Here is a 25,126-nt window from a genome sequence, read left to right on the forward strand (position 1 = left end):
GGAGCTCACGGCTCCAGCTCAGAATCCCAGTAGAGATAGTCGAGCCAGCTATCGTGCAGATAGTTCGGCGGGAACAGTTTGCCGTTGCGATGAAGGTCGTTGATCGACGGCGCGAACGGCCTCTGCATCGGGATCATCCCGACCGCGGTCGGCATCTTGTCGCCCTTCATCAGATTGCAGGGCGAGCAGGCCGCGACGACGTTCTCCCATGTGGTGAGCCCGCCCTTGGAGCGCGGCACGACATGGTCGAAGGTCAGTTCGTCGCGCGTGCCGCAATACTGGCAGGCGAAGCGGTCGCGCAGGAAGACATTGAAACGGGTGAAGGCCGGGGTGCGCGAGGGCTTGATATAGGTCTTGAGCGAGACCACCGAGGGCAGCTTCATGTTGAAGCTCGGACTGCGCACCACGGTGTCGTATTCGGACACGATGTTGACCCGGTCCATGAAGACCGCCTTGATCGCGTCCTGCCAACTCCACAATGACAGCGGGTAGTAGCTCAACGGCCGAAAATCGGCGTTGAGCACCAGCGCCGGACAACCGTCCGGCGAGGCCATCGGATGCATCACATGCGCCGTCACCCGTATCGCGCCTCCGCTTATTAGGCCGCACGAATCCTGTAACGCATCAATGTAAGCGCGAGACGACAGGAATGTGAAGCGGCGATGTTGCGGCGCGAATAAGCACCTGCCGCGCGCGAACGGGCGGAAGCCCTGGGATTGCGGAGAACGGATCCAGGAGGAGGCGCCCGGCTCGGAAGCTCGGGCGCTATCGCCGGTTTCAGCGCGTCGGGACGGGCTTTTCGCCGCGATAATCGTAGAAGCCGCGCTGGGCCTTGCGGCCGAGCCAGCCGGCCTCGACATACTTCACCAGCAGCGGGCACGGCCGGTACTTCGAATCGGCGAGCCCGTCATGCAGCACCTGCATCACCGACAGGCAGGTGTCGAGGCCGATGAAGTCGGCGAGCTGGAGCGGCCCCATCGGGTGATTCGCGCCAAGCCGCATCGCGGTGTCGATCGCCTCGACCGAGCCGACGCCCTCATAGAGCGTGTAGACGGCTTCGTTGATCATCGGCAGCAGGATGCGGTTGACGATGAAAGCCGGGAAATCCTCGGAGACCGACGCCGTCTTGTGCAGCTTGGCGACGAAATCCTTGGCGCGCTCGAAGGTGCCATCGTCCGTGGCGATGCCACGAATCAGCTCGACGAGCTGCATCAGCGGCACCGGATTCATGAAATGAATGCCGATGAAGTGCTCGGGGCGATCGGTCGCCGCAGCGAGCCGCGTGATCGAGATCGACGAGGTATTCGAGGCCAGGATCGCGTCGGGCCGCAGATAGGGGCAGATCGCGGTGAAGATCTTGCGCTTCACCTCCTCGCTTTCGGTCGCGGCCTCGATCACGAGGTCGCACGGCCCCAGATCCTCCAGCTTCGGCGCTGCGATGATCCGGCTCATCGCGCCACGGCGGTCCTCATCGGCGATGGCGCCCTTGGCGACCTGCCGGGCCATGTTGCCGTCGATCGTCGCCAGCGCCGCGTTGATGCGCTCCTCGGCGATGTCGTGCAGCCTGATGTCGAAGCCCGCGACCGAGGCGACATGGGCGATACCGTTGCCCATCTGCCCGGCCCCGATGATGCCGACGGTCTTGATCTGGTGGTCCATGTGACGCTTCTGTTCCCCGAGGGAGCTGGCGCGAGCGGCTGATCGCCGCCCGCGACGCGACTTACTTTACCGGTTACTTGCCGGCCTTTTCGAGCTCTTTGTCGAGCTCGGGCATGATGGCGAAGAGATCGCCGACGAGGCCGTAATCGGCGATCTGGAAGATCGGCGCCTCCTCGTCCTTGTTGATGGCGACGATGACCTTCGAATCCTTCATGCCGGCGAGGTGCTGGATCGCGCCGGAAATGCCGACCGCGACATAGAGATCGGGCGCCACGACCTTGCCGGTCTGTCCGACCTGCCAGTCATTCGGGGCGTAGCCGGCGTCGACCGCGGCGCGCGAGGCGCCCATCGCGGCGCCGAGCCGATCCGCCACCGGCTCGATCACCTTGGCGAAGTTGTCGGCCGAGGCGAGCGCCCGCCCGCCGGAGACGATGATCTTGGCCGAGGCCAGCTCCGGCCGGTCGGACTTGGCGACCTCCTCGCCCTTGAAGGACGAGGTGCCCGGGTTCTGCGCCGCGGCGACGCTCTCGATCGGAGCGCTGGCGGAGCCGTCGCCGGTCGCGGCGAAGGAGGCGCCGCGCACCGTGATCACCTTCTTGGCGTCGGCGGACTGCACCGTCTGGATGGCGTTGCCGGCATAGATCGGCCGCTCGAAAGTGTCGGCTGAGACGATCTTGGTGACCTCCGAGACCTGCATCACGTCGAGCAGCGCGGCGACGCGCGGCATCACGTTCTTGCCGGTTGTGGTGCCGGGCGCGACCAGCGCGTCATAGCCAGGCGCAAGCGAAACGATCAGCGCCGCCAGCGGCTCGGCCAGGCGATGCTCGTAAGATCCATCGTCGGCGAGCAGCACCTTCTCGACGCCGTCGAGCTTGGCGGCGGCTTCGGCGACGGCCTTGGCGTTATGGCCGGCGACCAGGACATGCACGGGCGCGCCGAGGTCCTTGGCGGCGGTCAGCGCCTTGCGGGTGGCCTCGTTGAGGCTCTTGTTGTCGTGCTTGGCGAGCAGCAGCGTGGTCATCAGATCACCCCGGCGGTCTTGAGCTTGGAGACGAGTTCGGCGGCATTGGCCACCTTGACGCCGGCGGAGCGTCCGGCCGGCTCGGCCGTCTTCAGCACCTTGAGGCGCGGGGAGGCATCGACGCCGAGCGTCTCGGGCGTGGTCTCGTCGAGCGGCTTCTTCTTGGCCTTCATGATGTTGGGCAGCGAGGCATAGCGCGGCTCGTTGAGGCGAAGGTCGGTGGTGACGATCGCCGGCAGCTTGAGCTGGACCGTCTGCAGGCCGCCATCGACCTCGCGGATGACCTCGACCGAGCCGTCCCCGACCGTAACCTTGGAGGCGAAGGTGCCTTGCGGCCAGCCGAGCAGGGCTGCCAGCATCTGGCCGGTCTGGTTGCAGTCGTCGTCGATCGCCTGCTTGCCGAGGATGACGAGCTCGGGTGTCTCCTGCTCGACGATCTTCTTCAGGAGCTTGGCGACCGCGAGCGGCTCGATCGTGCCGTCGACCTTGACCAGGATGCCGCGGTCGGCGCCCATGGCGAGGCCGGTGCGGATCGTCTCGGCGGCCTGCGCCGGCCCGACCGAGACCACGATCACTTCGCTCGCCTTGCCCGCTTCCTTGAGCCGTAGCGCCTCTTCGACGGCGATCTCGTCGAAGGGATTCATCGACATCTTCACATTGGCCAGCTCGACCCCGGAACCATCGCCCTTCACCCGGATCTTCACGTTGAAGTCGACCACACGCTTCACTGGCACAAGTATCTTCATCAGGGCGTCACCGGTTTCGGAAAGATGATGCGATCGGATGCCGATCCGCCGGCCTGACGATGACCGGCATCGCGGCGCTCGGCTGAAATGCGGACGGACCGTAGCGACGGGGATTTGCGCTTGTCAACGCCATGAAAGTCACGGCAGCCCCCGCATGCCGCGGCCGAACAGGCGCAGCTCGCGCCGGATCAGGAGCGGCGTCAGTGCCGCCCCGGCACCGAGCCCGCCGAGATGCGCCCACCAGCCCACGGCCCCCTGCTGATCGAACAGCGCCGAGAGCAGCTGGAACAGGATCCAGGCGCCGAGCGCGTACATCGCCGGGATGTGCAGCGGGATTGCCTTGAAGGCGAGCCCCCAGACGCGCACCCGCGGATAGAGCATCAGATAGGAGGCGATCACACCGGAGATGGCGCCGGATGCGCCGATCAGCGGCTGCTCCGATTCGGGGTTCATCAACGCGTGCAGCAGCGCCCCGGCCATGCCGCAGAGCAGGAAGAAGACGAGGAAGCGCAGATGCCCCATCGCATCCTCGACATTGTCGCCGAAGACCCAGAGGAACAGCATGTTGCCGATCAGATGGGCGAAGCTGGCATGCAGCATGATGCCGGTCACCAGCGTCAGCCAGGGCGGCGCCCTGAGCAATTCCGGCGGCAATTGCGCCTCGCCGAACAGCACCACGGGAATCGTGCCGAAGCCGGCCATGACCGCGATCTCGCTGGCCTCGCTGGTCCAGTGCATCAGGACCAGCCGCAGCACGATGCAGAGCGCGACCAGCGCATAGGTGACATAGGCGACGCGGATGAAGCGCATCGGCACGCCGTCATGCAACGGAACGAACATCGGATCAGCGGTTCTGGCCGGGCGTCCAGAGCACGTCGCCCCCAGCCCTGGCATTGAGGTGGCGCGAGGCGACGAAGAGGAAATCCGAGAGCCGGTTGATGAACTTCAGCGCCGGCTGGGCGACATTCTCGCCCTCGCCCTGCGACAATTCGACCATCAGCCTTTCGGCCCGGCGGCTGACCGTACGGGCGAGATGCAGGTGAGCCGAGCCCGGCGTTCCGCCGGGCAGCACGAAGGAGCGCAGCGTCCCGAGCGGCCGGTTGAGCTGGTCGATCTCGGCCTCGAGCCGGTCGACCTGCGCCTGCACGATCCGCAGCGGCTCCCATGCCAGCTTCTCACCGGTATCGGGCGAGGCGAGCTCGGCGCCGAGATCGAAGAGGTCGTTCTGGATGCGGCCGAGCATCGCGTCGAGCTCGGGATCCTCGCTCGCGCAATGCAGCCGCGCCATGCCGATGCAGGCATTGGTCTCGTCGACGGTTCCATAGGCGGAGACGCGCAGATCGAATTTCGGCCGGCGCGCGCCGGTGGCGAGCGCTGTGGTGCCGTCGTCGCCGGTGCGGGTGTAGATGCGATTGAGAACGACCATGTCCGAGTTATAGCGCGCTGCAGCATCGGCGGAAGGGGCAATCTCACCCCATCGCCAAGGGTAGAAGCCCCGGCTCCTTCAGTGTCTCCAGCGCGATCTCCGAGCGCACCCGGGCGACGCTCTCATGCGGCAGCAGCACCTCGTTCACCAGGCGCGCCAGCTCCTTGAGGTCACCGACCGCGACCTTCAGCATGTAGTCGGCCTCGCCGGTGAGCGCATGCGCCTCGAGCACGGCTGGTGTCAGCTTCACCAGGTCGCGAAAGCGCCGGGCGTTGTCACGCGAATGGGTGTTGAGCGCGACATGAATGAAGACTGTGACGGAGAGCCCGATCGCCTCCGGATCGATCAGCGCGCGATAGCCGCGGATGGCACCCGAGTTTTCCAGCGCCTGCCGCCGCCGCGAGACCTGGCTGGCGGAGAGGCCGACGCGCTCGGCAAGCGCGCCATTGGTCAGCGAGGCATCCTGCTGGAGAGCATCGAGCAGGCGCCAGTCGAAAGCGTCGAGCTGCGGCATTTCGTGAGCCTTCCTGCTTCTTGATGCACGATCTGTGCAAATCCAATCCGAGAGCGCGGGATTTTGCAAACCTTTCGCCTCACCGATGCGCGAGGATCGGTCAACCATGCAATTGAGGAGGACGCACGATGGGACCGTTTCCGCACGACGCCGAGCCGCCGGCTATTTCCGCCGCAAATCCAATGGGCACCGACGGCTTCGAGTTCGTCGAATACGCCCATCCCGAGCCCGAGAAGCTCGGCGCGCTGTTCGAGACCATGGGTTTCACCAAGGTCGCCAGGCATCGCTCCAAGAAGGTGACGCTCTACCGCCAGGGCGACGTCAATTTCATCGTCAACGCCGAGCCGGAGTCCTTCGCGCAGGGCTTTGCCGCCGAGCACGGCCCCTGCGCCTGCGCCATGGCCTTCCGCGTCGTCGATGCCAAGCACGCCTTCGAGCGCGCGGTCTCGCTCGGCGCCGAGCCCTATGAGAGCAAGGTCGGCCCCGGAGAACTGCAGATTCCCGCGGTGAAGGGCATTGGCGGCTCGCTGCTCTATTTCGTCGACCGCTATGGCGAGAAGGGCTCGATCTACGATGTCGACTTCGAATGGCTTGGCGAGAGCGATCCGCATCCCGAGCAGGCCGGGATGTATTATCTCGACCATCTCACCCATAACGTCCAGCGCGGCCGCATGGACCATTGGGCCGGCTGGTACGGCGATCTCTTCAATTTCCGCGAGATCCGCTTCTTCAACATCGAGGGCAAGCTCACCGGCCTGATCTCGCGGGCGCTGACCTCGCCCTGCGGCAAGATCCGCATCCCGATCAATGAATCCCTCGACGACAAGAGCCAGATCGAGGAGTACCTGCGCCAATACAAGGGCGAGGGCATCCAGCATGTCGCGCTCGGCGCGCGCGACATCTATGCCAATGTCGAGCAGTTGCGAGCGAACGGCCTGCCTTTCATGCCCGCGCCACCCGCGACCTATTACGAGAAGGTCGACGGCCGCGTGCCGAACCATGGCGAGCCGGTATCGCGCCTGAAGGCCAATGGCATCCTGATCGACGGCGAGGGCGCGGTCGCGCTCGGCGACAAGGCCGGCCGGATGAGCAAGGTGCTGCTCCAGATCTTCTCGGCCACGGTGGTCGGCCCGATCTTCTTCGAGTTCATCCAGCGCAAGGGCGATGACGGCTTCGGCGAGGGCAATTTCCGCGCTCTGTTCGAGTCGATCGAGGAAGACCAGATCCGCCGCGGCGTGCTGAAGCCGCAGGCGGCCGAGTAGCGCATTCGCGCTGCGAATACTTGTAGCCTTCTCCCGTGCAAAGGGAGAAGGCTCTCGCTTTCAAGTGATCGGCACGTTTCAACCTGAACTTGCCGCCTCCCGGGAATGGGCGTAGCCCTTTACTGACGCGCCGCACAAAAGGCGCGTCAGCAAGGGGAAACGGCCATGGCGACAGCGTCGGCAGAGGTCTTGCGGGGTCATCAGGGCCCATGGTGGACCCATCTTTATGTCCAGGTGCTGACCGCGATCGCCATCGGCGTGCTGCTCGGCCATTTCTATCCCCAGACCGGCGAAGCGATGAAGCCGCTGGGCGACGCCTTCATCAAGGCGATCAAGATGATCATCGCACCGATCATCTTCCTCACCGTCGTCCACGGCGTCGCCTCGATGGACGACATGAAGAAGGTCGGCCGGGTCGGCCTGAAGGCGCTGATCTATTTCGAGGCCGTCACCACGCTGGCGCTGATCGTCGGCCTCGTCGTGGTCAATCTCTGGAAACCCGGCGCGGGCATGAACGTCGACCCCTCGACGATCAACACCGCCGGCATCGCCGCCTTCACCTCCAAGGCACACGACCAGAGTACGCTGGCCTTCCTGATGGGGATCATCCCCGAGACGGTGGTCGGCGCCTTCGCCAATGGCGAAATCCTGCAGGTGCTGTTCTTCGCCCTGCTCTTCGCCTTCGGCCTGCAGATGCTCGGCGAGCGCGGCAAGGCGGTGCTGCACTTCATCGACGACATCGCCCAGATCTTCTTCAAGATCGTCGGCATCATCATGAAGGCCGCCCCGATCGGCGCTTTCGGCGCCATGGCCTTCACCATCGGCAAGTTCGGCGTCGGGACCCTGCTCTCGCTCGGCTCCTTCATGGCCGCGTTCTACACGACCTGCCTGATCTTCATCTTCCTGGTGCTCGGCACGATCGCGCGGCTCGCCGGCTTCTCTATCCTGAAGTTCATCGCCTTCATCAAGGAGGAGCTGCTGATCGTGCTCGGCACCTCCTCCTCGGAGAGCGTGCTGCCGCGCATGATCGCCAAGATGACCCATCTCGGCTGCAAGGAGAGCGTGGTCGGCCTGGTCATCCCGACCGGCTACTCCTTCAACCTCGACGGCACCTGCATCTACCTGACCATGGCCGCCGTCTTCCTGGCGCAAGCGACCAATACCGACCTCTCTCTGTCGCAGGAGATCGGCATCATCGCCGTGCTGCTGCTGACCTCCAAAGGCGCGGCCGGCGTCACCGGCTCGGGCTTCATCGTGCTTGCAGCGACGCTCGCCACGGTCGGCCATATCCCGGTCGCCTCGATCGCGCTGATCCTCGGCATCGACCGCTTCATGTCAGAGGCGCGCGCCCTCACCAACCTGATCGGCAACGGCGTCGCCACCATCGTCGTCTCGAAATGGGAGAACTCGCTCGACGAGGCCAGGATGCAGCGCATCCTCGCCAAGGAGACCGGCTTCGACGCCGACGAGCCCGAGCGGATCGCGGTCTGAACGAGCTGGCAAAACAGATTTCAATCCGGACGTTTTGAACTCTGTCGTCCCGGGCGTAGCGAAGCGAAGACCCGGGACCCATGCCGGAACGGTTCAGGCATGGGTCCCGGATCAGCGCCGCTCCGCGGCTTGTCCGGGACGACACCAATTCCTGATAGCCTTCAAGCGACAAGGCGCGGCGTCGCCATCGCTTCCCGCAGCGCCTGCGCGAAATGACGCGCAGCGATACTCGCCTGCGGCGCGATCACCAGCGCGACCGAGAGCTCGAACAGCGACGGCAGGTTCTCCGACGGCTCGAGCCGGCGCAGGGACGCCGGCGCCGCGCTCTCGGTGATCGCAGTGACGCACAGACCAGCCTCCACCGCCGAGAGCAGGCCGGCCATATGCGATGACGAAAAAACCAGCCGGTGCGGCCGCTCCGACGCCTGCAGCGCGTTCAGGATGCGCGGACGGGCCCGGCAACCCTCGTTGAACAGGCCGAGCGGCAGCACATCGCTGAGTTCCGGCCGATGGCCACGGGCGGCAACCCAGACCAGCGGCTCGCGCCTGAGGCGCTCGCCCTTCGGCCGGCCGGGATCCTGCGTGATCACCGCCAGGTCGAGCTCGCCTGCCGCCACCGCCGGCTCGATCCGTTTCGAGAGCTCGCAGTGCACCTCGATCTCGACGCGCGGATGTTCCTCGGCGAAGCGCACGATCAGCGGCCTGAGGTAAGCGTCGACATAGTCGTCGGGCAGGCCGATGCGCAGGCGGCCCACGGCCTTGTCGCCGTCGAGCTCGGCCCGCGCCTCGCGCTCGATCGCGAGCAGGCGCCGCGCCTGCGCGAGCAGACGCTCGCCGGCCTGCGTCGGCGTGACGCCGCGGCGCGAGCGCTCGAGCAACTGCTTGCCGAGCGCGGCTTCCAGGTCCTGGATGCGGCCGGAAACCGCCGATTGCGTGCGCCCGAGCCTTTGCCCGGCGGCAGTGAAGCCGCCAGTCTCGGCCACGGCGACGAGCATGGCGAGCGCATCGAGATCGAGATGGGCTGACATCGTCCTCTCCATCGGAAATGGCGATAGATAAATCAGGATAATCCGTTTTTCCGATTGCTGGAAGCGGGCTATGTTGGGAGCGACGAAACAGCCCCCATCCCGAGGAGCGATCGCAGATCGCGGCTCCTCAGGATGGGGGCTGTGGATTTCACGACCTGAAAGCCCGCCCGATGTCCGCCCCGAGCCTCTCTTTGCCCGACCGGCCCGCCACCCCGGCGCTCGGCATGTTCCTGGCGCTGCTGCTCGGCGCGACCTGCATCGGCTTCTCCGGCATCTTCGTGCGCTTCGCCGATGTCGGCCCGGCCGCCGCCGGCTTCTGGCGCATGGCCTTCGCGCTGCCCGTGCTCGCCGCCTGGATGGCGCTGGAGGACCGCCGCAACGGTGCTGGCGGCGTGAGGCCCGGCGCGATGCTACCGATCGCGCTCGCCGGCCTCGCCTTCGGCGTCGACGTCGTGCTGTATAACGCCTCGCTCGGCTTCACCTCGATCGCCAATGCCTCGCTGCTCGGCAATCTCTCGCCGGTCGGCGTCATCCTCGGCGGCTGGCTGCTCTTCCGCGAAAAGCCGACCCGGCGCATCCTCGGCGCGCTGCTGCTCGCCATCGGCGGCGCCGGCATGCTGGTGCTGCCGAAGCTCGGCGCGACAACACCGCCCTCCGGCGGCATGCTCGGCGACGGCCTGGCCATCGGCGCCGCCTTCTCCTATGCGGCCTATATCCTCGCTGTCCGCCGCGCCCGTAACCGCGCCGCCGCCGGCCGTATCGGGCTGATCTCCAGCGCCATCTGCGCCGTGTTCTGCCTCGTCGCAGCGCTCGGCCTCGGCGAAACCATCCTGCCGCAGACGCTGACCGGCTGGCTCGCCGTCGCCGCGCTCGGCCTTGTCTCGCATGCCATGGGCCAGGGCCTGATCACGCTGGCGCTCGGCCATTACGGCGCCAATGCCGCCTCATTGGTCATGGTCTGGCCGGCGCTGGTCTCGGTGCTGGCCGCCTGGGCGATCTTCGCCGAGCAGCCCTCCCCCGCCCAGGCCTTCGGCGGCGTCGCGATCCTGGCGGCGGTGCTGCTGGTGCGGAAGGGCTGAATCCCGCCTAGAACCGCGCGATCAACCGAGGACGGGACGGATTTCTCCACGTTGCTCTCTATCGCCGCCGTGTCGAATTGCGCAATGCAAACTAAAATGCCGTTTGACCCCTGATATTTCCGGCGCAAAGTTCGACCAGCCTCATTCTGAGGCGGGGGAGAACTAGCCATGATCGCTCGGGTTTCCGCTTTTGTCTTCGCTTGCCTCCTGGCCAGTGCTCCAGCAAGCGCGCAGTCGCGGCAGTTCGGTCCGGCCACCGGAACCGTCTCCATCCGACAGGTGCAGGTCGCCTTCATCGGATCGGGCGCGATCGGCGGCGGCACGCTCCGCTTCAACAAGCGCAATTACGACATCACCGTCGGCGGCCTCGGCATCGGCGGCATCGGCGCCTCGCGCCTGACCGCGACCGGTTCGGTCTATCGCCTGAGCAATGTCGAGGATTTCACCGGCGCCTACATCCAGATCCGCGAGGGCTGGGCGATCGGCGACGAAGGCCGCGGCACGCTCTGGCTGCGCAATGCCAAGGGCGTGGTCATGCGCCTCGCGACGAAGCGTCGGGGCCTGCAGCTCTCGCTCGGCGCCGACGGCGTACTGATCGGCTTCAAGCAATAGACCGCCGCGGCCAAGCAGGCACGGGAGGCAGACGCTGCGGAGGGTTGGAAGCCCATCCCTTCCGCAGCGGATCGCCATCCCATCAGTTTGCCGGCGCGTAGCGCAGGATCACCGTGCCGTTCTTAAGCGGCCTGTTCTCCAGCAGATCGAGCTTCTGGCGCTCGCTGCCGGCCTTGAAAAACAGCGTGCCCACGCCGAGCCGCACCGGCACTATAGCCAGCATCAATTCGTCGACCTGCTTTTCCTTGAGCAGCGTGTCGCAGAGTTCCGCGCTGCCAAAAACCAAAACGTCCTTGCCCGGCGCGGCCCGGAGCTTGGCGATCTCACTGACGATGTCGGCCGTGACGCGGGTGTTGTTCCAGTCCGAGCTCTGAACGCTGCGCGAGGCGACGAGCTTGGGCAGCGCGTTCATATAGTGCGTCACCTCGCCGTCCTCGGCGGTGGCGCTGGTCCAGTATGCCTTCATCCCGTCATGGGTGACTCGGCCGAACACCAGCACCTGGGCGCGCTTGCCGAACTCCTTGCTGAGCGCATCGAGCTCCTCGCCCCAGGCGTCGTTGTGAAACGAAAGGTCCCACTTCTCCTTGCCCTCGAAATAGCCATCCAGCGTCATGAGATTCCAGACGATCACCTTGGCCATCGCATCCTCCATGCGGGCGCCGTTGTGGCGCCTCAAAACCGCTTGCGATCTGCAAGCGGTATCTGTTTAGCGAAACCAGTTTCGAAATGCAATCGGTTTTACATGAAGGGGCGACTCGACATGCCGGAGGTTCCGGCCGATCGCTCATCGCGCATCCGAAGTGATCAAAACCGCTTCTGAGACGTTTAGCCGGCAGGAGGATTATTCATGACGCGACATCACATGGCGAAGGCGCTCACCGCGACGGCGCTCCTGGCCCTGGTGCAGCCGACCTCAGCCGAACAGGACACCGGCAACGACGAGACGGGCTTCCTGAGTTCGCTTGAAGGCCGCTTCAGCGGCAATGGCACGCTCCAGAATGCCGGCGGCAGCAGCCGGTCGCTGAAGTGCCAGTTCAATGGCGACCAGGAAGGGCCCCGCCTCAGCCTCGACGGCAGTTGCACCGCCGCGGCCATCTTCAGCGCCACGATCAAGATCGATCTCCGCCATGATCCGAAGAGCGGGCGCTATGCCGGCACATTCAGGGAGAGCACCGGCACGGTGGCTAATCTATCCGGCACACGGCAGGGCCAGCGATTGACGCTCGCCTTCAACGAGACGGCCGAAAGCGTCCGCCCGAACCCGCCCGCGACCCTGACGATTTCTCGCCAGCAAGGCGAGGTCGCGCTGACCCTGCGCGGCAGCCCGCCGGGCAAGGGGCAGAACCTCGACCTGTCGTTGCGGGAGAATTGATGGGGAAAGCAGAAGGGCCCGCTCGAAGGCGGGCCCTTGGTTTCTCTCACTCCGCCGCCAGCCGCGGCGGCGGCAGCTTGCCCGCCATCGCCTTGGCGCTGGCTTCGCCGGGGGTCTCCTCGCCGCTGATCGGCGCCCAGGTGCTCTCGTCCTCGGCCTTGCCCAGGAAGCGGCCGAAGATCCAGCCGGTGAGCCGGCCGAGATCGTCCATCACCACATAGAAGGACGGCACGAAGACGAGGCTGAGCACGGTCGAGACGATCAGGCCGCCGATCACCGCGATCGCCATCGGCGCGCGGAACTCGCCGCCATCGCCGACGCCATAGGCCGAGGGCAGCATGCCGGCCGCCATGGCGATCGTGGTCATCACGATCGGCCGGGCGCGCTTGTGGCCGGCTTCGAGCAGCGCCGTCAGCCGGTCCTTGCCGCGCGCGACCTCCTCGACCGCGAAGTCGACCAGCATGATGGCGTTCTTGGTGACGATGCCCATCAGCATGAGCAGGCCGATATAGACCGGCATCGAGACCGGGTTGTGGGTGGCGAGCAGCGCGATCACCACGCCGCCGAAGGAGAGCGGCAGCGAGAGCAGGATGGTGATCGGCTGGAAGACCGAGCCGAAGAGCAGGATCAGCACGGCGAGCACCAGCATCAGGCCGGTGGTCATCGCGGTGATGAAGCCCTCGACCACCTCGCCCTGGATCTCGGCGTCGCCGGTCGCGGCGATGCGCACGCCCTCGGGCAGGCCGACCTCCTTGACGATCTCTTGGAACTTCTCCTGCGCCGTGCCGAGCTCGAAGCCGCGCTTCAGATCGGCGCCGATGGCGGCGCGGCGGACGCGGTCATAGCGGTCGATCGAGGACGGGCCCTCGCCGAAACCGATCTCGGCGACGGCCGTGAGCGGGATCGAGACGCCCGAGGCGCTGGTGACGCGCAGCGCCGCGATGTTGCGGATATCGGTGCGGGCCTGCTCGTCGAGCTGAACGCGGATCGGCACCAGCCGGTCGCCGGCGTTGAACTTTGCGAGGTTGGGGCCGATGTCGCCGATGGTGGCGACGCGCAAAGCCTCCGAGATCGCCTCGGGCGTGACGCCGAGATTGGCGGCCTGCTCCAGCTTCGGCGTGACGCGCATCTCCGGCCGGCTCAGCGAGCCGGCGGTGGCGACGTTCAAGTAGCCGTCGACCTGGCGCATGCGCGCCTCGATCTTCGCCACCGTCTCGTCGAGCGCGTCGCCATCCTTGGACAGGATCGAGAACGCCATCTCGCGCTCGCCGCGCTCGTTGACGTACCAGGCGCGGACATCGGGCACCCCGGCCAGCTTCTCGGCGATGGTGACCTTGAGCTCCTTCTGGGGGACGTCGCGCTCGGCCTTCGGCGTCAGCAGGATGAAGACCGAGGCGCGGCGGACCTCGCGCTGCCCGGTAGGCGAGGCCCCGCCGAGCACGAAGACGTTCGTCACCTGCGGAATCTCGCGCAGCTTGTCGACGATCTTGTCGGTGGCGACGGTGGTGTCCTCCAGCGTCGCGCCGGGCGGCAATTCGACCGAGGCGACGATGCGGGCGGTGTCCTCCTCGGGGAAGAAGCCGGTCGGCAGCAATGCTGTCGCCTGGATCGAGACGAACAGGAAGCCGAAGCCCGCGATCAGCGTCAGATAGGCGGTGTTGAACGGCAGCTTCCGCCACGTCCGGGAGCCGTCGAAACGCGGCAGCACCGGGATGCGCCTTTTCTTCAGCGAGGCCTCGAGCAGCCAGGAATAGCCGCGCATCACAAAACCGTCCTTGGCATCGTGATGCTTCACGGGCTTGAACAGATAGGCCGCCATCATCGGCGTGATCAGGCGCGCCACCAGCAGCGAGAACAGCACCGCGATCGCGACGGTGAGGCCGAACTGGCGGAAATACTGGCCGGCGATGCCGCCCATGAACGAGACCGGCGCGAAGATCGCGACGATGGTCAGCGTGATCGCGATGACCGCAAGGCCGATCTCGTCGGCCGCCTCCATCGCGGCACGATAGGGCGACTTGCCCATCTTCATGTGCCGGACGATGTTCTCGATCTCGACGATGGCGTCGTCGACCAGGATGCCGGTCACCAGCGTGATGCCGAGCAGGCTGACCAGGTTGAGCGAGAAGCCGAGGAGCTCCATCGCCCAGAAGGTCGGGATCGCCGACAGCGGCAGCGCGATTGCGGTGATCAGCGTCGCCCGCCAGTTGCGCAGGAAGACGAAGACGACGAGCACGGCGAGCGCCGCGCCCTCCAGCAGCGTCTCCATCGCCGCCTTGTAGTTGCCGTGGGTGTAGGCGACGGCGTCGTCGATCGGCGCAAGCTTGATCGTCGGGTAGCGCTTGTTGAGATCGTCGAGCTTGGCCGAGACGACGTCCTTGACCGAGAGCTCGCTCGAGCCCTTCGAGCGGAACACGGCGAAGGAGACGACCGGCTGCTTGTTCAGTCGGCCGAAGGCGCGTGGCTCGGAACTGCCGTCCTCAACGCGGCCGAGCTCCTTCAGGCGGACCTCGCGTCCACCGGTGAGCTGGATCTTGCTGTCGGCGAGCTCCGCGACAGTCTTCGCGCTGGCGAGCGTGCGGATCGCCTGCTCCTGCCCGCCAACCTCGCCACGTCCACCGGCGAGATCGACATTGGTGGCGCGGATCTGGCGGTTGACCTCGCCGGCTGTGGTGCCGAGCGCGAGCAAACGGTCGGGATCGAGCGATATCCTGATCTCGCGGTCGACGCCGCCATAGCGCTCGACGCGGCCGACGCCTTTCAGACCCTGCAATTCGCGCGAGACGACATCGTCGACATGCCAGGAGATCTGCTCCAGCGTCATGCCGGGCGAGGAAGCGCCATAGGTCAGGATCGACTGGCCCTCGACATCGATGCGCTGGATCACCGGCTCGTCGATGGTCCGCGGCAGCTCGGCCCTGATCTTGGCGATCGCATCCTTGACGTCGTTGACGGCCCGGTCGGTGTTGGTTTCGAGCCTGAACTCGACCAGCGTCACCGAGGAGCCATCGGTCAGCGTCGACATCACATGCTTGACGCCGGTGATGTTGGCGACCGCGTCCTCGACGCGCTTGCTGACCTGGCTCTCGAGCTCGGCCGGGGCAGCGCCAGACTGGGTCACCGTGACCGAGACGAAGGGTACGTCGATGTTCGGGAAGCGCGTTACCGGCAGCTTCGAGAACGAGAGCAAGCCGAGCACGCAGAGCACGACGAAGAGCAGGATCGCCGGAACCGGCTTCCGGATCGACCAGGCGGAGAAATTGACGTTCACGAACGGCTCCGTCGATTCAGTTCGTCGGGATCGGCGTGATCATGTCGCCGTCGCGCACGAAGGTGCCGGCACGCGCGACCACGCTCTCGCCCTCGGCGAGGCCCGAGGCGATCTCGGCGCGTCCACCGCCGATCAGGCCGAGCGTGACCTTCTTGGTCGTCACCTTGCCGTCCTTGACGGCCTGGACCATGGCGCCGCCGCGCGCATAGGTGATCGCCGACAGCGGCAACAGGATGCTGGTCTTGCGGCCGGTCTCGATCACGCCGCGCGCGAAGGAGCCGATGGCGACCGGCGGATTGCCCGTGAGTGTGATCCGTAGGCGCCCGAGCCGCGAGGCCTTGTCGACCTCGGGCGAGATCAGCCGAATCTGGCCGGCGAGCGGCTTGTCGGCGCCAGCCGGGGTGACCGCGACCGCCTGCCCGATCTTGAGATTGGGCAGCTCGACCTCGGCGACCTCGGCTTCGAGCTCGATGGCACCGTCGGCGATGATCTTGAACAGCGGCTCGGCTGCCGCCATCGTCGCCATGGCGCCGAGCTTGGCGTTGCGGCGGCTGACGATGCCGGCCTTCGGTGCCTTGATCTCGGTACGCGCCAGCTTGACCTCGATGTCGCGGCCTTGTGCCTGGGCCAGCGACAGGTCAGCGGTGGTGATCGCAAGCGCCTGCTTCATCGAGTTCAGTCGCGCTTGCCCGCCCCGCGCCGCGGCGGCGCGCTGGTCGAAGGTCTCGAGGCTGGCATTGCCGTTGTCGCGCAAGGCCTTGGTACGGTCGAAGGCATTGTTGGCCTGGACGAGATTGGCCTCGGCCTCGACGATCTGCGCCTTGGCCTGGTCGACAGCCGCCTCGGCGCGCTTGACCTGCGCCTCGTTCTGGGAGCGCTGCACTTCGAGCGTGGTGCGCGACAGCCGCGCCAGCACCTGCCCGGCGGCGACACGGTCGCCTTCCTCGGTGAGCAGCTCGGTGACGACGACGCCGTCGATCTCGGGCGCGACCATGACCTCGTCGCGCGCGATCATCGAGCCGGAGACGACGACGCTCTGCACGATCTCATCGCGCTTGGCCGATGTCACCGTGATCGCGGGGCCGGCGGAGGGTTGCTGGGTGGTGGCGGCGGAGGCCGGAGCCTGGGCGAAAGCCGCCATGGGCGCGCAGGCGAGCGCGACGAGCGGCAGCAGGATCAGGTTTTTGGTCGAGATGGGCATGGTTAAGTCTTCTTATGAGGTTTGGCCGCCAGCGGGCGGCAGCAGCATGGTCTGCGCCAGACCGCGCATCGCGGCGAACAGGGCTTCGGCGCCGGCAGCGGCGTCGAAATTGGGATCGACGGCGCGCCGGCAGAAGAAGCCGTCGGCCATCATGAACAACGCCAGCAGGAAGCGCGCCTGATCGAGATTGCTCGGAAGTTCCCCGCTTTGCTTGGCGGCTTCGACGGCAGCGCCGAGCCCCTGCTCGACCGTTTCGTCGAAGCCGGCGCAAATCTGCGCCATCGCGGGCGTACGAGAGGCTTCCGCCCAGATCTGCAGCGCGATGATCGCCTTCTCGCGCGGCTTGCGCACCATGTGCTGGCGGCCGAGCTCATCGAGCTGATCGAGCAACCGACCCTTGCTTGGATCGAGCTGGGCGAAGTCGGCCGCGATCTCCATGCGGTCGCGTTCGCTCATCCCGGCGATAATCGCGTCCTTCGAGGAGAAGTAGCGATAGAGATTGCCCGGGCTCATCCCGGCTTCCATGGCGATGTCGTTCATTGTCGCCGCGTGGAATCCGGCGCGCGCGAAGACGCGTTCGGCCGCATCGAGAATGCGGACATGGCGTTCCGACAGGCCACGCTCGGCCGAGGAAGTGGTGACGACCTGCGACATGCTTCTTCTGAACAATGAGAATGAATGTTCATTCTCATGCCTGAGCCCGACTCGAAAGTCAACCGACATCGTCACTGGAGGTTGCATTGCCAGAAGACTATTGACGGAAGATTGCACGAAGCATGCACGGCGCTGGCCCCGGCCATGCCCGCCATGGCGCATAATTTGCTTGCTGGAAGGACCGGCAAACCGCATTTTAGGGACCGGTCCGGTGCGGGAATCCGGCCTCGGGAGCGCAATCGAACGCCGCGATGAACGATCTGTCCTATCGCTTCGCGGCCCCTCGCCGGCTCCGCACCCGCCTCGACAGCTTGCCGCCGCCGCGCAAGCCCGTGCTGATCGTGCTCCATCAGGAACATTCGACGCCCGGCCGTGTCGGCCGCCTCATCGCCGAGCGCGGGCATGCCCTCGACATCCGCAAGCCCCGTTTCGGCGACCCGCTGCCGCAGACCATGCGGGACCATGCCGGCGCGGTGATCTTCGGCGGGCCGATGAGCGCCAACGACCCCGACGACTTCGTCAAGGCCGAGACCGACTGGATCGGCGTCTGCCTCAAGGAGGACGCGCCCTTTCTCGGGCTCTGCCTCGGCGCGCAGATGCTCGCCCGTCATCTCGGCGCGACCGTCTACACCCATGCCGAGGGCCGGGCCGAGATCGGCTATTACCCGCTCAGCCTGACCGAGGCCGGCCATGCCGACGCGGCGACGAGCCGCAGCCCCTGGCCCGGAACTGTCTACCAATGGCACCGCGAGGGCTTCGACTGCCCGACCGGGGCCGAGTGCCTGGCGACCGGCGGCGACTTCCCGGTCCAGGCGATCCGGACCGGCAGCAAGGCCTATGGCCTGCAGTTCCACCCCGAGGTGACGCTGGCGATGATGTGCCGCTGGTCGGTGCGCGCCCATGAGCGCACGCTGATGCCCGGCGCCCAGCTGCGCCATCAGCATCTCGAGGGCTGGTACCAGCACGACCCGGCGGTGCGTGCCTGGCTCGACGGCTTCCTCAATCACTGGCTCGCCGAGCCGGCTCTCTCCCCGGACCCATCCAAGTGAGCCGCAGCGTTTTCGTCCTCGGCGCCGGCATGATCGGCGTCTCCTGCGCGCTCGCACTGCAGAAGCGCGGCCTCAAGGTGACGCTGATCGACCGCCGCGAGCCCGGCCGCGAGACCTCCTATGGCAATGCCGGCGTGATCAGCCGCTCCTCGATCATGCCGCTCAACAATCCCGGCCTGTGGAAGAACCTGCCGAAATACCTCGGCAACCGGCACGCGGCGGTGCGCTACCGGCTCGGCCATCTTCTGGCCAATCCCGGCTGGATCCTCGGCTTCCTCAACGAGGCCAAGCCGGACCGGCTCGCTCCGCGCGTGGCAGCGCTGGAAAGCCTGATCGTTCCCTCCCTGCCCCTGCATAAGCGCCTGATGACCGAGGCCGGCATCGCCTGGCGCCTGCGTGACACCGGTTTCCTCGAACTCTGGCGCAGCGAGGCCGGGCAGGCTGCCGCAGCAGCACGCCGGACCTTCCTCGAAGATCATGGCGTCCGCGTCGAGCCGCTCGATCGCCAGGCCCTCTCGACGCTGGAGCCGAGCCTGAACCCGATCTTCTCAGCCGCGCTGCACCACAAGGACAGCGCCTCGGTCGATTGGCCGGGCGCGGTGGTCGAGGCCTATGCGGCGCTGTTCGCCGCCCGTGGCGGCACGGTCCTGCGCGACGAGGTCACCGCCCTGTCGAAGCAAAGCGAAGGCTGGCGTGCTGCCGGCAAGGGCACGCATCACGACGCCGAGCTCGCGGTCGTCGCGCTCGGCCCGTGGAGCGCAGACCTGTTGCGGCCGCTCGGCCTGAAAGTGCCGCTCAATGTCGAGCGCGGCTATCACCGCCATTACAAGCCGGCGCAGGGGCGCTTTCTCAACCGCCCGATCTACGACGTCGAGGCGTCCTACATGCTGGCGCCGATGGAGCTCGGCCTGCGCCTGACCAGCGGCGTCGAGCTCGCCCATCGCGATGCGCCAGACGATCACGCTCAGATCGAGCAGGTGCTGCCGCGGGCCCGCGAGGCTTTTCCGCTCACGGAGCCGGCCGAGGACACGACCTGGCGCGGCTCGCGTCCGACCCTGCCGGATTCGCTGCCGATGATCGGCGAGGCGCCGCGCAATCCCGGTCTCTGGCTCGCCTTCGGCAACCAGCATATCGGCTTTTCGACCGGGCCCGTGACGGGGGAAATCCTCGCCGCGATGGTCTGCGGCGAACCGGCTCCGGCCGACCCGGCGCCCTTCGCGCCGGGCCGTTACCTCTCCTAGTCGTCACGCCGACGTGCTCGGCCGCGCCGGGGCGCTGGCAACACTCTTTGAGACGCTGTCACCGAGGCCGGACCAGTTGACCCTCGCCGTCGCCAGCATCAGCGTCGCCAGCGCGACGAAGGCGCCGACCGCCCCGGCGAGCAGGGCGAAATCCTCGGATTTCAGCAGGGCGTAGACCAGGCCGTAGCCGGTGGCGAGGATCAGCCCCAGCACGGCGCCGCGCGCAAAGCTGCGCAGGACGAGGCCGATATAGAGCGCGATCAGCGCCGTCGTCGCAGCTGCTGCCGTCAGATAGGCGGTGAGGAAGCCGAGATGTTCGGCCAGCGACAGCAGCAGCACGTAGAACAGCACCAGCGCGAAGCCGACGAGCGTGTACTGGACGGCGTGGAGATTTCCGCGCGCCACCAGTTCCAGCCCGAACACGGCAAGGAAGACCGCCCCGACGAACAGCACCGCATATTTGATGGCGCGGTCGACCAGCTGGTAGAGATCGACCGGCTGGTAGAAACGGGCGCCGACGCCGCCGTTGAGGAAGGTCGCATCGGCGCGCCGGTTGTCATGGTTGAAGGCCAACGGCAGGTTGCGCGCCAGATGGGAGACCCGCCAGGAGGCCGAGAAGCCGTTGGCGTCGATCACCCGGTCATCGGGCAGATGCGCGCCGGAGAAGCTGGGATGCTGCCAGTTTGAGCTCATCCGGATCGCGCTGTTCTTGGCCAGCGGCACGATCGACAAGCTGCGCGAGCCGTTGAGGTCGAGCGCGACCTCGACCGAGAGCGGCTTGGTCAGGTCGAGGTCGCGCAAGGCGGCATGGATGCCGTTGCCGTCGCGAATGCCGGCGCCAAGGGTCGGCTCGAACTCGATTGCCGCGCCGTCGCGGATCTGAGCGGTGGCGCGGTTCTTCAGGCCGCGGACATCGGCGATCCCGATGGCGAGCGCGGCCTCGTTCCAGAGCGGCTGCACCGCCTCGGAGGTGATCGCCTTGAAATCGGGCGGCAGGAAGCGGGCATTCAGCACGACCTTGCTGCGATAGACCGGCACGTCGAAGATCGAGCGCCGCCGGATCTCGGTCTGCGCCTCCGAGCTGGCCTGGAGGTCGTCCGGCAGGAAGACCGCGACCTCGCGCGTCGGCGCGGCATTGGCGATCTTGGGCGGCACCAGATAGGGCACCAGCAGCGCCGGCCCGCCGACGATCTGCTCGCGGCCCCAGGCCTCGCCGATCTCGCGAGCGGCCTGATTGGCGGTGGCCGAGCGCTCGCTGCGCAGGCTGGAGACGAACATCAGCGGGATCAGCAGCAGCAGCGCCAGGAAGCCGATGACGAAGAATTTCAGGCCGGGGCTGCGCCCGAACCGCCTTGGATTGATACCCGCGGGAAACGACGGCAGTTCGCCCTTGCTCTCGTTCGGTTGCTCTTGCTCTTGCTCTTGCGACATGATTCGCCCTCATGCAGTGACTTTGCGTCACCAGGAGAGCGCGGCGTCTTGTCGCGGGCGTGATCGATTAAGGGCCGAAACCAGCGAAATCGGCGGCGGAATTGCGGAGAGGAAGCTCGCTCGAGTCAGGGCTTGCGGGCGCCGAGCGTCTCTGCCGCCTCGAAGCGGTGAGGCTCGATGGCGATACCGTCGCGCGTCATCGCATGCTCGTCGAAACAGTTGAAGCCGGCCGGAACCATCGTGCCGGCCATCGCAACGCTCAGGAAGATATGCTTGGTCGTGACCGCCGAGCGCTCGTACCAATCCGGATCGTCGAAGGTACCGCCATAGACGCCGATCGCGCCGGGAAAGCGCTCGAAGGTCAGGAACAGCTTGGTCCCGCAGCGGCTGCAGAAATGAATCTGCACGCTTTTGCCGCTGCCCTCGGAAACATGGGTATAGACGGCCGGCTCCCCCGCCATCACGCGAAAGTCGCCGGCATCAAACACCGGCTCGACCAGAAAAGCCGATCCAGTCGCGCGCTGGCAGAAACGGCAATGACAGATGGTAACGCGCAGTGGTGGCTTCGCAGCGGCATAACGCAGCTGCCCGCAGAGACAGCCTCCTTCCCGCTGCTCGGACATCGTCAGACCTGCCTTGCCACCATCATCTTCTTCACTTCGGCGATCGCCTTGGCCGGGTTGAGGCCCTTCGGGCAGGCGTTGGCGCAGTTCATGATGGTGTGGCAGCGATAGAGCCGGAACGGGTCCTCGAGATCGTCGAGGCGCTCGCCGGTGGCTTCGTCGCGGCTGTCGATCAACCAGCGATAGGCCTGCAGCAGCGCAGCGGGGCCGAGATAGCGATCGCCATTCCACCAATAGCTCGGGCAGGAGGTCGAGCAGCAGGCGCACAGGATGCACTCATAGAGACCGTCGAGCTTCTCACGGTCATCCTTGGCCTGCTTCCACTCTTTCTCGGGCGCCGGCGTCGTCGTCTTGAGCCAGGGCTCGATTGAGGCGTGCTGGGCGTAGAAGCGGGTCAGGTCAGGAACCAGGTCCTTGACCACCGGCATATGCGGCAGCGGGTAGATCGCAACCTTGCCCTTGGCGCCGCACTCGTCGATGCCGGTCGTGCAGGCGAGCCCGTTCTTGCCGTCCATGTTCATGGCGCAGGAACCGCAGATGCCCTCGCGGCAGGAGCGCCGGAAGGTCAGCGTCGGGTCGACCTTGTTCTTGATCCAGATCAGGGCGTCGAGGACCATCGGCCCGCAATCCTCGCGGTCGACATAATAGGTGTCGGTGCGCGGATTGGCGGTGTCGTCGGGGTTCCAGCGATAGATTTTGAACTCGGTGACCTTCTTGGCACCGGCCGGCTTCGGCCAGGCCTTGCCCTCGGTCAGGCGGGAGTTCTTCGGGAGATTGAATTCGGCCATCGGTCAGATCGTCCTCAGTACACCCGAGCCTTGGGCTTGATGTACTCGATGTCGTTCGAGAGCGTGTAGGTGTGCACCGGGCGGTCGTCGAGCGTGACCGTCCGCTTCTCGTCGTCGATCCAGGCGAGCGTGTGCTTCATCCAGTCCTTGTCGTCGCGGTCCGGATAATCCTCGCGCGCATGGGCGCCGCGGCTCTCCGGACGCTGCAGCGCCGAGTCCATGGTGACGACCGCCTGGGTGATCAGATTCTCGAACTCCAGCGTCTCGATAAGGTCCGAGTTCCAGATCAGCGAGCGATCGGTCGTGCCGATGTCGGTGATCCCGCCCCAGACCTCGTGGATCAGCTTGTGGCCTTCTTCCAGCGTCTCGCCGGTGCGGTAGACAGCGCAGTTGGCCTGCATGGTCCGCTGCATCTTGTCGCGCAGCACGGCCGTCGGCGTGCCGCCCTTGGCGTTGCGGTACTTGTCGAGGCGGGTGAGCGAGAGATCGGCCGAGTTCGCCGGCAGCTCCGGCTGCTTCTCGCCGGCCCTGACGGTCTCGGCGCAGCGCAGCCCCGCGGCGCGACCGAAGACGACGAGGTCGATCAGCGAGTTCGAGCCGAGGCGGTTGGCGCCGTGCACGGAGACGCAAGCCGCCTCGCCGATCGCCATCAGGCCCGGCACGACCCGGTCCGGATCGCCGTCGACCTTGGTCAGCACCTCGCCGTGGAAGTTCGTGGGGATGCCGCCCATGTTGTAGTGCACCGTCGGGATCACCGGGATCGGCTCGCGGGTGACATCGACGCCGGCGAAGATCTTGGCGCTTTCCGAGATGCCGGGCAGGCGCTCGTGCAGGATCTTCGGGTCGAGATGGTCGAGATGCAGGTAGATGTGGTCCTTGTCCTTGCCGACGCCGCGGCCGGCCCGGATCTCCATCGTCATAGAGCGTGAGACGACGTCGCGCGAAGCGAGGTCCTTGGCTGATGGTGCATAGCGCTCCATGAAGCGCTCGCCCTCGGAATTGGTGAGATAGCCGCCCTCGCCGCGCGCGCCTTCGGTGATCAGGCAGCCCGAGCCGTAGATACCTGTCGGGTGGAACTGCACGAATTCCATGTCCTGCATCGGCAGGCCGGCACGCAGCACCATGCCGCCGCCGTCTCCGGTGCAGGTATGGGCCGAGGTCGCCGAGAAATAGGCGCGCCCATAGCCGCCGGTCGCCAGGATCGTCTGCTGCGAGCGGAAGCGGTGCAGCGTGCCGTCATCGAGCTTGAGCGCGAGGACGCCGCGGCAATGGCCGTCCTCGTCCATGATCAGGTCGATGGCGAAGTACTCGATGAAGAACTCGGTGTTGTAGCGCAGCGCCTGGCCATAGAGCGTGTGCAGCATGGCGTGGCCGGTGCGGTCGGCGGCGGCGCAGGTGCGCTGCGCCGGCGGACCGTTGCCGAAATCGGTGGTCATGCCGCCGAAGGGACGCTGGTAGATCTTGCCGCTCTCGGTACGCGAGAAGGGCACGCCCCAATGCTCGAGCTCGTAGACGGCGGCCGGAGCGTTGCGCACGAGGTACTCGATCGCGTCCTGGTCGCCGAGCCAGTCCGACCCCTTGACGGTGTCGTACATGTGCCACTGCCAGGTGTCCTTGCCCATGTTGCCGAGCGAGGCGGCGACGCCGCCCTGGGCCGCAACCGTGTGCGAGCGGGTCGGGAAGACCTTGCTGATGCAGGCGGTGCGCAACCCGGCCTGCGAGCAACCGACCGTGGCGCGAAGCCCGGCGCCGCCGGCGCCGACGACGACGACGTCGAAGGTGTGGTCGGTGATGGCGTAGGCTTGGCCGGTATAGGCCGGCGTGGCGCGGGCGCGGGTGATCGCCATGATCAGCCTCCGAACGAGATCTTCAGGAGTGCGAAGGCGCAGGCGGCGCCGACCGCGATCGCAAAGAAGGTGTTGGCCATCACGGCGAGGATCTTCAGCCCCTCGTGCTGGATGTAGTCCTCGATGACGACCTGCATGCCGAGGCGCATGTGGACGGCGCCGGAGACGATGAAGAGCAGCATGAGGATCGCGACGAACGGATTCGACAGCGTCGCGATGGCCGCTCCATAGGGCTTGCCGATCAGCGAGAGCACCACGCAGAGAAAGCCGATCGTCAGGATGACGTTGGCGACGGCGGTGACGCGCTGCAGCCAGAAATGGCCGGTGCCGGACTTGGCCGAGCCGAGGCCGCGGACGCGGCCGAGCGGCGTGCGCATCGAGGAGTTGGAGAGCATCGGCGTGTTCCTCAGCGCGTCAGGGCCACGATCCAGACCAGCACAGTGAGCGCGCCGGAGACGACGACGCTGTACTTCGCCAGGTTCGTGCGGGTCTGCGGGTCGAAGCCGTAGCCGAGATCCCAGACGAAGTGGCGCAAGCCCCCGACCATATGATGCAGCAGCACGAAGGTGTAGCCGAACAGCACGAGGCGGCCGAGGAAGGAGCCGGCGATCCATTGCGCGGTCTCGTAGGCGGCGGGGCCGGACGCGGCCGCGATGAGCCAGAGCGCGATCAGCAGGGTACCGCCATAGAGCGCCGAGCCGGTGGCGCGGTGGACGATCGACATCGCCATGGTCCAGGACCAGCGATAGATCTGCAGATGCGGGGAAAGCGGACGTGCCGCCGGTCTGGTCTCGGCCAAGTTGAGAACTCC

At 66.4% G+C, this 25,126-nt stretch carries 25 protein-coding genes; 7 read left to right on the forward strand and 18 right to left on the reverse strand.

Annotated features, from left to right (window positions below; all coding sequences use genetic code 11):
- Positions 1–5: 5 nt before the first annotated feature.
- From ASE66_RS05110 to ASE66_RS05140, 7 genes are all read right to left on the reverse strand, one after another.
- A complete protein-coding gene (locus tag ASE66_RS05110; protein ID WP_057188702.1) occupies positions 6–563 on the reverse strand; it encodes an HNH endonuclease in 558 nt (185 codons plus the stop codon).
- A 214-nt stretch (positions 564–777) separates the two neighbouring features.
- Positions 778–1,659, reverse strand: coding sequence for a 3-hydroxybutyryl-CoA dehydrogenase (locus tag ASE66_RS05115; RefSeq protein WP_057188445.1), 882 nt, complete (start codon positions 1,657–1,659; stop codon positions 778–780).
- A 73-nt stretch (positions 1,660–1,732) separates the two neighbouring features.
- Positions 1,733–2,680 carry an electron transfer flavoprotein subunit alpha/FixB family protein gene (locus ASE66_RS05120; RefSeq protein ID WP_057188446.1) on the reverse strand — a complete coding sequence of 316 codons (948 nt, stop codon included), beginning with the start codon at positions 2,678–2,680 and terminating at the stop codon, positions 1,733–1,735.
- On the reverse strand, positions 2,680–3,426 hold the full coding sequence (locus ASE66_RS05125) for an electron transfer flavoprotein subunit beta/FixA family protein (RefSeq protein ID WP_057188447.1): 747 nt from the start codon (positions 3,424–3,426) through the stop codon (positions 2,680–2,682). The genes ASE66_RS05120 and ASE66_RS05125 overlap by 1 nt, the downstream gene beginning before the upstream one ends.
- Positions 3,427–3,564: 138 nt before the next feature.
- Entirely contained in the window at positions 3,565–4,266 is a 702-nt protein-coding gene (locus ASE66_RS05130) for a rhomboid family intramembrane serine protease (RefSeq protein WP_057188448.1), read from the reverse strand.
- A 4-nt stretch (positions 4,267–4,270) separates the two neighbouring features.
- Positions 4,271–4,852, reverse strand: coding sequence for a cob(I)yrinic acid a,c-diamide adenosyltransferase (locus ASE66_RS05135; protein WP_057188449.1), 582 nt, complete (start codon positions 4,850–4,852; stop codon positions 4,271–4,273).
- 43 nt (positions 4,853–4,895) lie between these two features.
- Positions 4,896–5,366, reverse strand: a complete 471-nt coding sequence (locus ASE66_RS05140; RefSeq protein WP_057188450.1) for an Lrp/AsnC family transcriptional regulator — start codon at positions 5,364–5,366, stop codon at positions 4,896–4,898.
- Positions 5,367–5,494: 128 nt separating this feature from the next.
- On the opposite strand from ASE66_RS05140, the gene hppD reads away from it, so the two are divergent.
- Positions 5,495–6,628, forward strand: a complete 1,134-nt coding sequence (gene hppD / locus ASE66_RS05145) for a 4-hydroxyphenylpyruvate dioxygenase (RefSeq protein WP_057188451.1) — start codon at positions 5,495–5,497, stop codon at positions 6,626–6,628.
- Positions 6,629–6,793: 165 nt separating this feature from the next.
- Complete coding sequence (locus ASE66_RS05150) at positions 6,794–8,119, forward strand: dicarboxylate/amino acid:cation symporter (RefSeq protein ID WP_057188452.1); 1,326 nt, start codon at positions 6,794–6,796, stop codon at positions 8,117–8,119.
- Between the two features lie 161 nt (positions 8,120–8,280).
- Here the strand turns inward: ASE66_RS05150 and ASE66_RS05155 are convergent, their stop codons facing one another.
- Complete coding sequence (locus ASE66_RS05155; RefSeq protein WP_057188453.1) at positions 8,281–9,147, reverse strand: LysR family transcriptional regulator; 867 nt, start codon at positions 9,145–9,147, stop codon at positions 8,281–8,283.
- 170 nt (positions 9,148–9,317) lie between these two features.
- On the opposite strand from ASE66_RS05155, the gene ASE66_RS05160 reads away from it, so the two are divergent.
- On the forward strand, positions 9,318–10,226 hold the full coding sequence (locus ASE66_RS05160) for a DMT family transporter (RefSeq protein ID WP_057188454.1): 909 nt from the start codon (positions 9,318–9,320) through the stop codon (positions 10,224–10,226).
- Between the two features lie 168 nt (positions 10,227–10,394).
- Positions 10,395–10,838, forward strand: coding sequence for a hypothetical protein (locus ASE66_RS05165; protein WP_057188455.1), 444 nt, complete (start codon positions 10,395–10,397; stop codon positions 10,836–10,838).
- A gap of 82 nt (positions 10,839–10,920) precedes the next feature.
- On the opposite strand, the gene ASE66_RS05170 is transcribed toward ASE66_RS05165, so the two are convergent.
- Positions 10,921–11,478 carry a dihydrofolate reductase family protein gene (locus ASE66_RS05170; protein ID WP_057188703.1) on the reverse strand — a complete coding sequence of 186 codons (558 nt, stop codon included), beginning with the start codon at positions 11,476–11,478 and terminating at the stop codon, positions 10,921–10,923.
- Between the two features lie 207 nt (positions 11,479–11,685).
- Between ASE66_RS05170 and ASE66_RS05175 the strand changes: the two genes are divergently transcribed.
- Complete coding sequence (locus tag ASE66_RS05175; protein ID WP_156412008.1) at positions 11,686–12,210, forward strand: hypothetical protein; 525 nt, start codon at positions 11,686–11,688, stop codon at positions 12,208–12,210.
- Positions 12,211–12,256: 46 nt separating this feature from the next.
- Here ASE66_RS05175 and ASE66_RS05180 read toward each other — a convergent pair whose 3' ends face one another.
- The 3 genes from ASE66_RS05180 to ASE66_RS05190 are packed head-to-tail and all read right to left on the reverse strand — an operon-like array spanning position 12,257 to position 17,336.
- The gene (locus ASE66_RS05180; RefSeq protein WP_057188457.1) at positions 12,257–15,481 is read right to left on the reverse strand and encodes an efflux RND transporter permease subunit; all 3,225 of its coding nucleotides are present in this window, start codon (positions 15,479–15,481) and stop codon (positions 12,257–12,259) included.
- 16 nt (positions 15,482–15,497) lie between these two features.
- Positions 15,498–16,682, reverse strand: a complete 1,185-nt coding sequence (locus ASE66_RS05185; RefSeq protein WP_057188458.1) for an efflux RND transporter periplasmic adaptor subunit — start codon at positions 16,680–16,682, stop codon at positions 15,498–15,500.
- A 12-nt stretch (positions 16,683–16,694) separates the two neighbouring features.
- Positions 16,695–17,336, reverse strand: coding sequence for a TetR/AcrR family transcriptional regulator (locus ASE66_RS05190; RefSeq protein ID WP_057188459.1), 642 nt, complete (start codon positions 17,334–17,336; stop codon positions 16,695–16,697).
- 251 nt (positions 17,337–17,587) lie between these two features.
- Between ASE66_RS05190 and ASE66_RS05195 the strand changes: the two genes are divergently transcribed.
- Positions 17,588–18,385: a glutamine amidotransferase gene (locus tag ASE66_RS05195; protein ID WP_082613204.1), complete on the forward strand. Its 798-nt coding sequence runs from the start codon at positions 17,588–17,590 to the stop codon at positions 18,383–18,385.
- Positions 18,382–19,626, forward strand: a complete 1,245-nt coding sequence (locus ASE66_RS05200; RefSeq protein WP_082613205.1) for an NAD(P)/FAD-dependent oxidoreductase — start codon at positions 18,382–18,384, stop codon at positions 19,624–19,626. Before ASE66_RS05195 ends, ASE66_RS05200 begins: the two co-directional genes overlap by 4 nt.
- A gap of 3 nt (positions 19,627–19,629) precedes the next feature.
- Here ASE66_RS05200 and creD read toward each other — a convergent pair whose 3' ends face one another.
- From creD to sdhC, 6 genes are all read right to left on the reverse strand, one after another.
- Positions 19,630–21,057: a cell envelope integrity protein CreD gene (gene creD, locus ASE66_RS05205; RefSeq protein ID WP_057188460.1), complete on the reverse strand. Its 1,428-nt coding sequence runs from the start codon at positions 21,055–21,057 to the stop codon at positions 19,630–19,632.
- A 125-nt stretch (positions 21,058–21,182) separates the two neighbouring features.
- A complete protein-coding gene (locus ASE66_RS05210; RefSeq protein ID WP_057188461.1) occupies positions 21,183–21,680 on the reverse strand; it encodes a GFA family protein in 498 nt (165 codons plus the stop codon).
- Positions 21,681–21,682: 2 nt separating this feature from the next.
- Positions 21,683–22,468 carry a succinate dehydrogenase iron-sulfur subunit gene (locus tag ASE66_RS05215; RefSeq protein ID WP_057188462.1) on the reverse strand — a complete coding sequence of 262 codons (786 nt, stop codon included), beginning with the start codon at positions 22,466–22,468 and terminating at the stop codon, positions 21,683–21,685.
- A 14-nt stretch (positions 22,469–22,482) separates the two neighbouring features.
- Positions 22,483–24,315, reverse strand: a complete 1,833-nt coding sequence (gene sdhA / locus ASE66_RS05220) for a succinate dehydrogenase flavoprotein subunit (RefSeq protein WP_057188463.1) — start codon at positions 24,313–24,315, stop codon at positions 22,483–22,485.
- 2 nt (positions 24,316–24,317) lie between these two features.
- Positions 24,318–24,710 carry a succinate dehydrogenase, hydrophobic membrane anchor protein gene (sdhD, locus tag ASE66_RS05225; RefSeq protein ID WP_057188464.1) on the reverse strand — a complete coding sequence of 131 codons (393 nt, stop codon included), beginning with the start codon at positions 24,708–24,710 and terminating at the stop codon, positions 24,318–24,320.
- Positions 24,711–24,721: 11 nt separating this feature from the next.
- A complete protein-coding gene (gene sdhC / locus ASE66_RS05230) occupies positions 24,722–25,114 on the reverse strand; it encodes a succinate dehydrogenase, cytochrome b556 subunit (RefSeq protein WP_057188465.1) in 393 nt (130 codons plus the stop codon).
- Positions 25,115–25,126 lie beyond the last annotated feature (12 nt).

The organism is Allobosea sp. Root483D1 (assembly GCF_001429505.1).
In the GTDB taxonomy this organism is placed as follows: domain Bacteria; phylum Pseudomonadota; class Alphaproteobacteria; order Rhizobiales; family Beijerinckiaceae; genus Allobosea.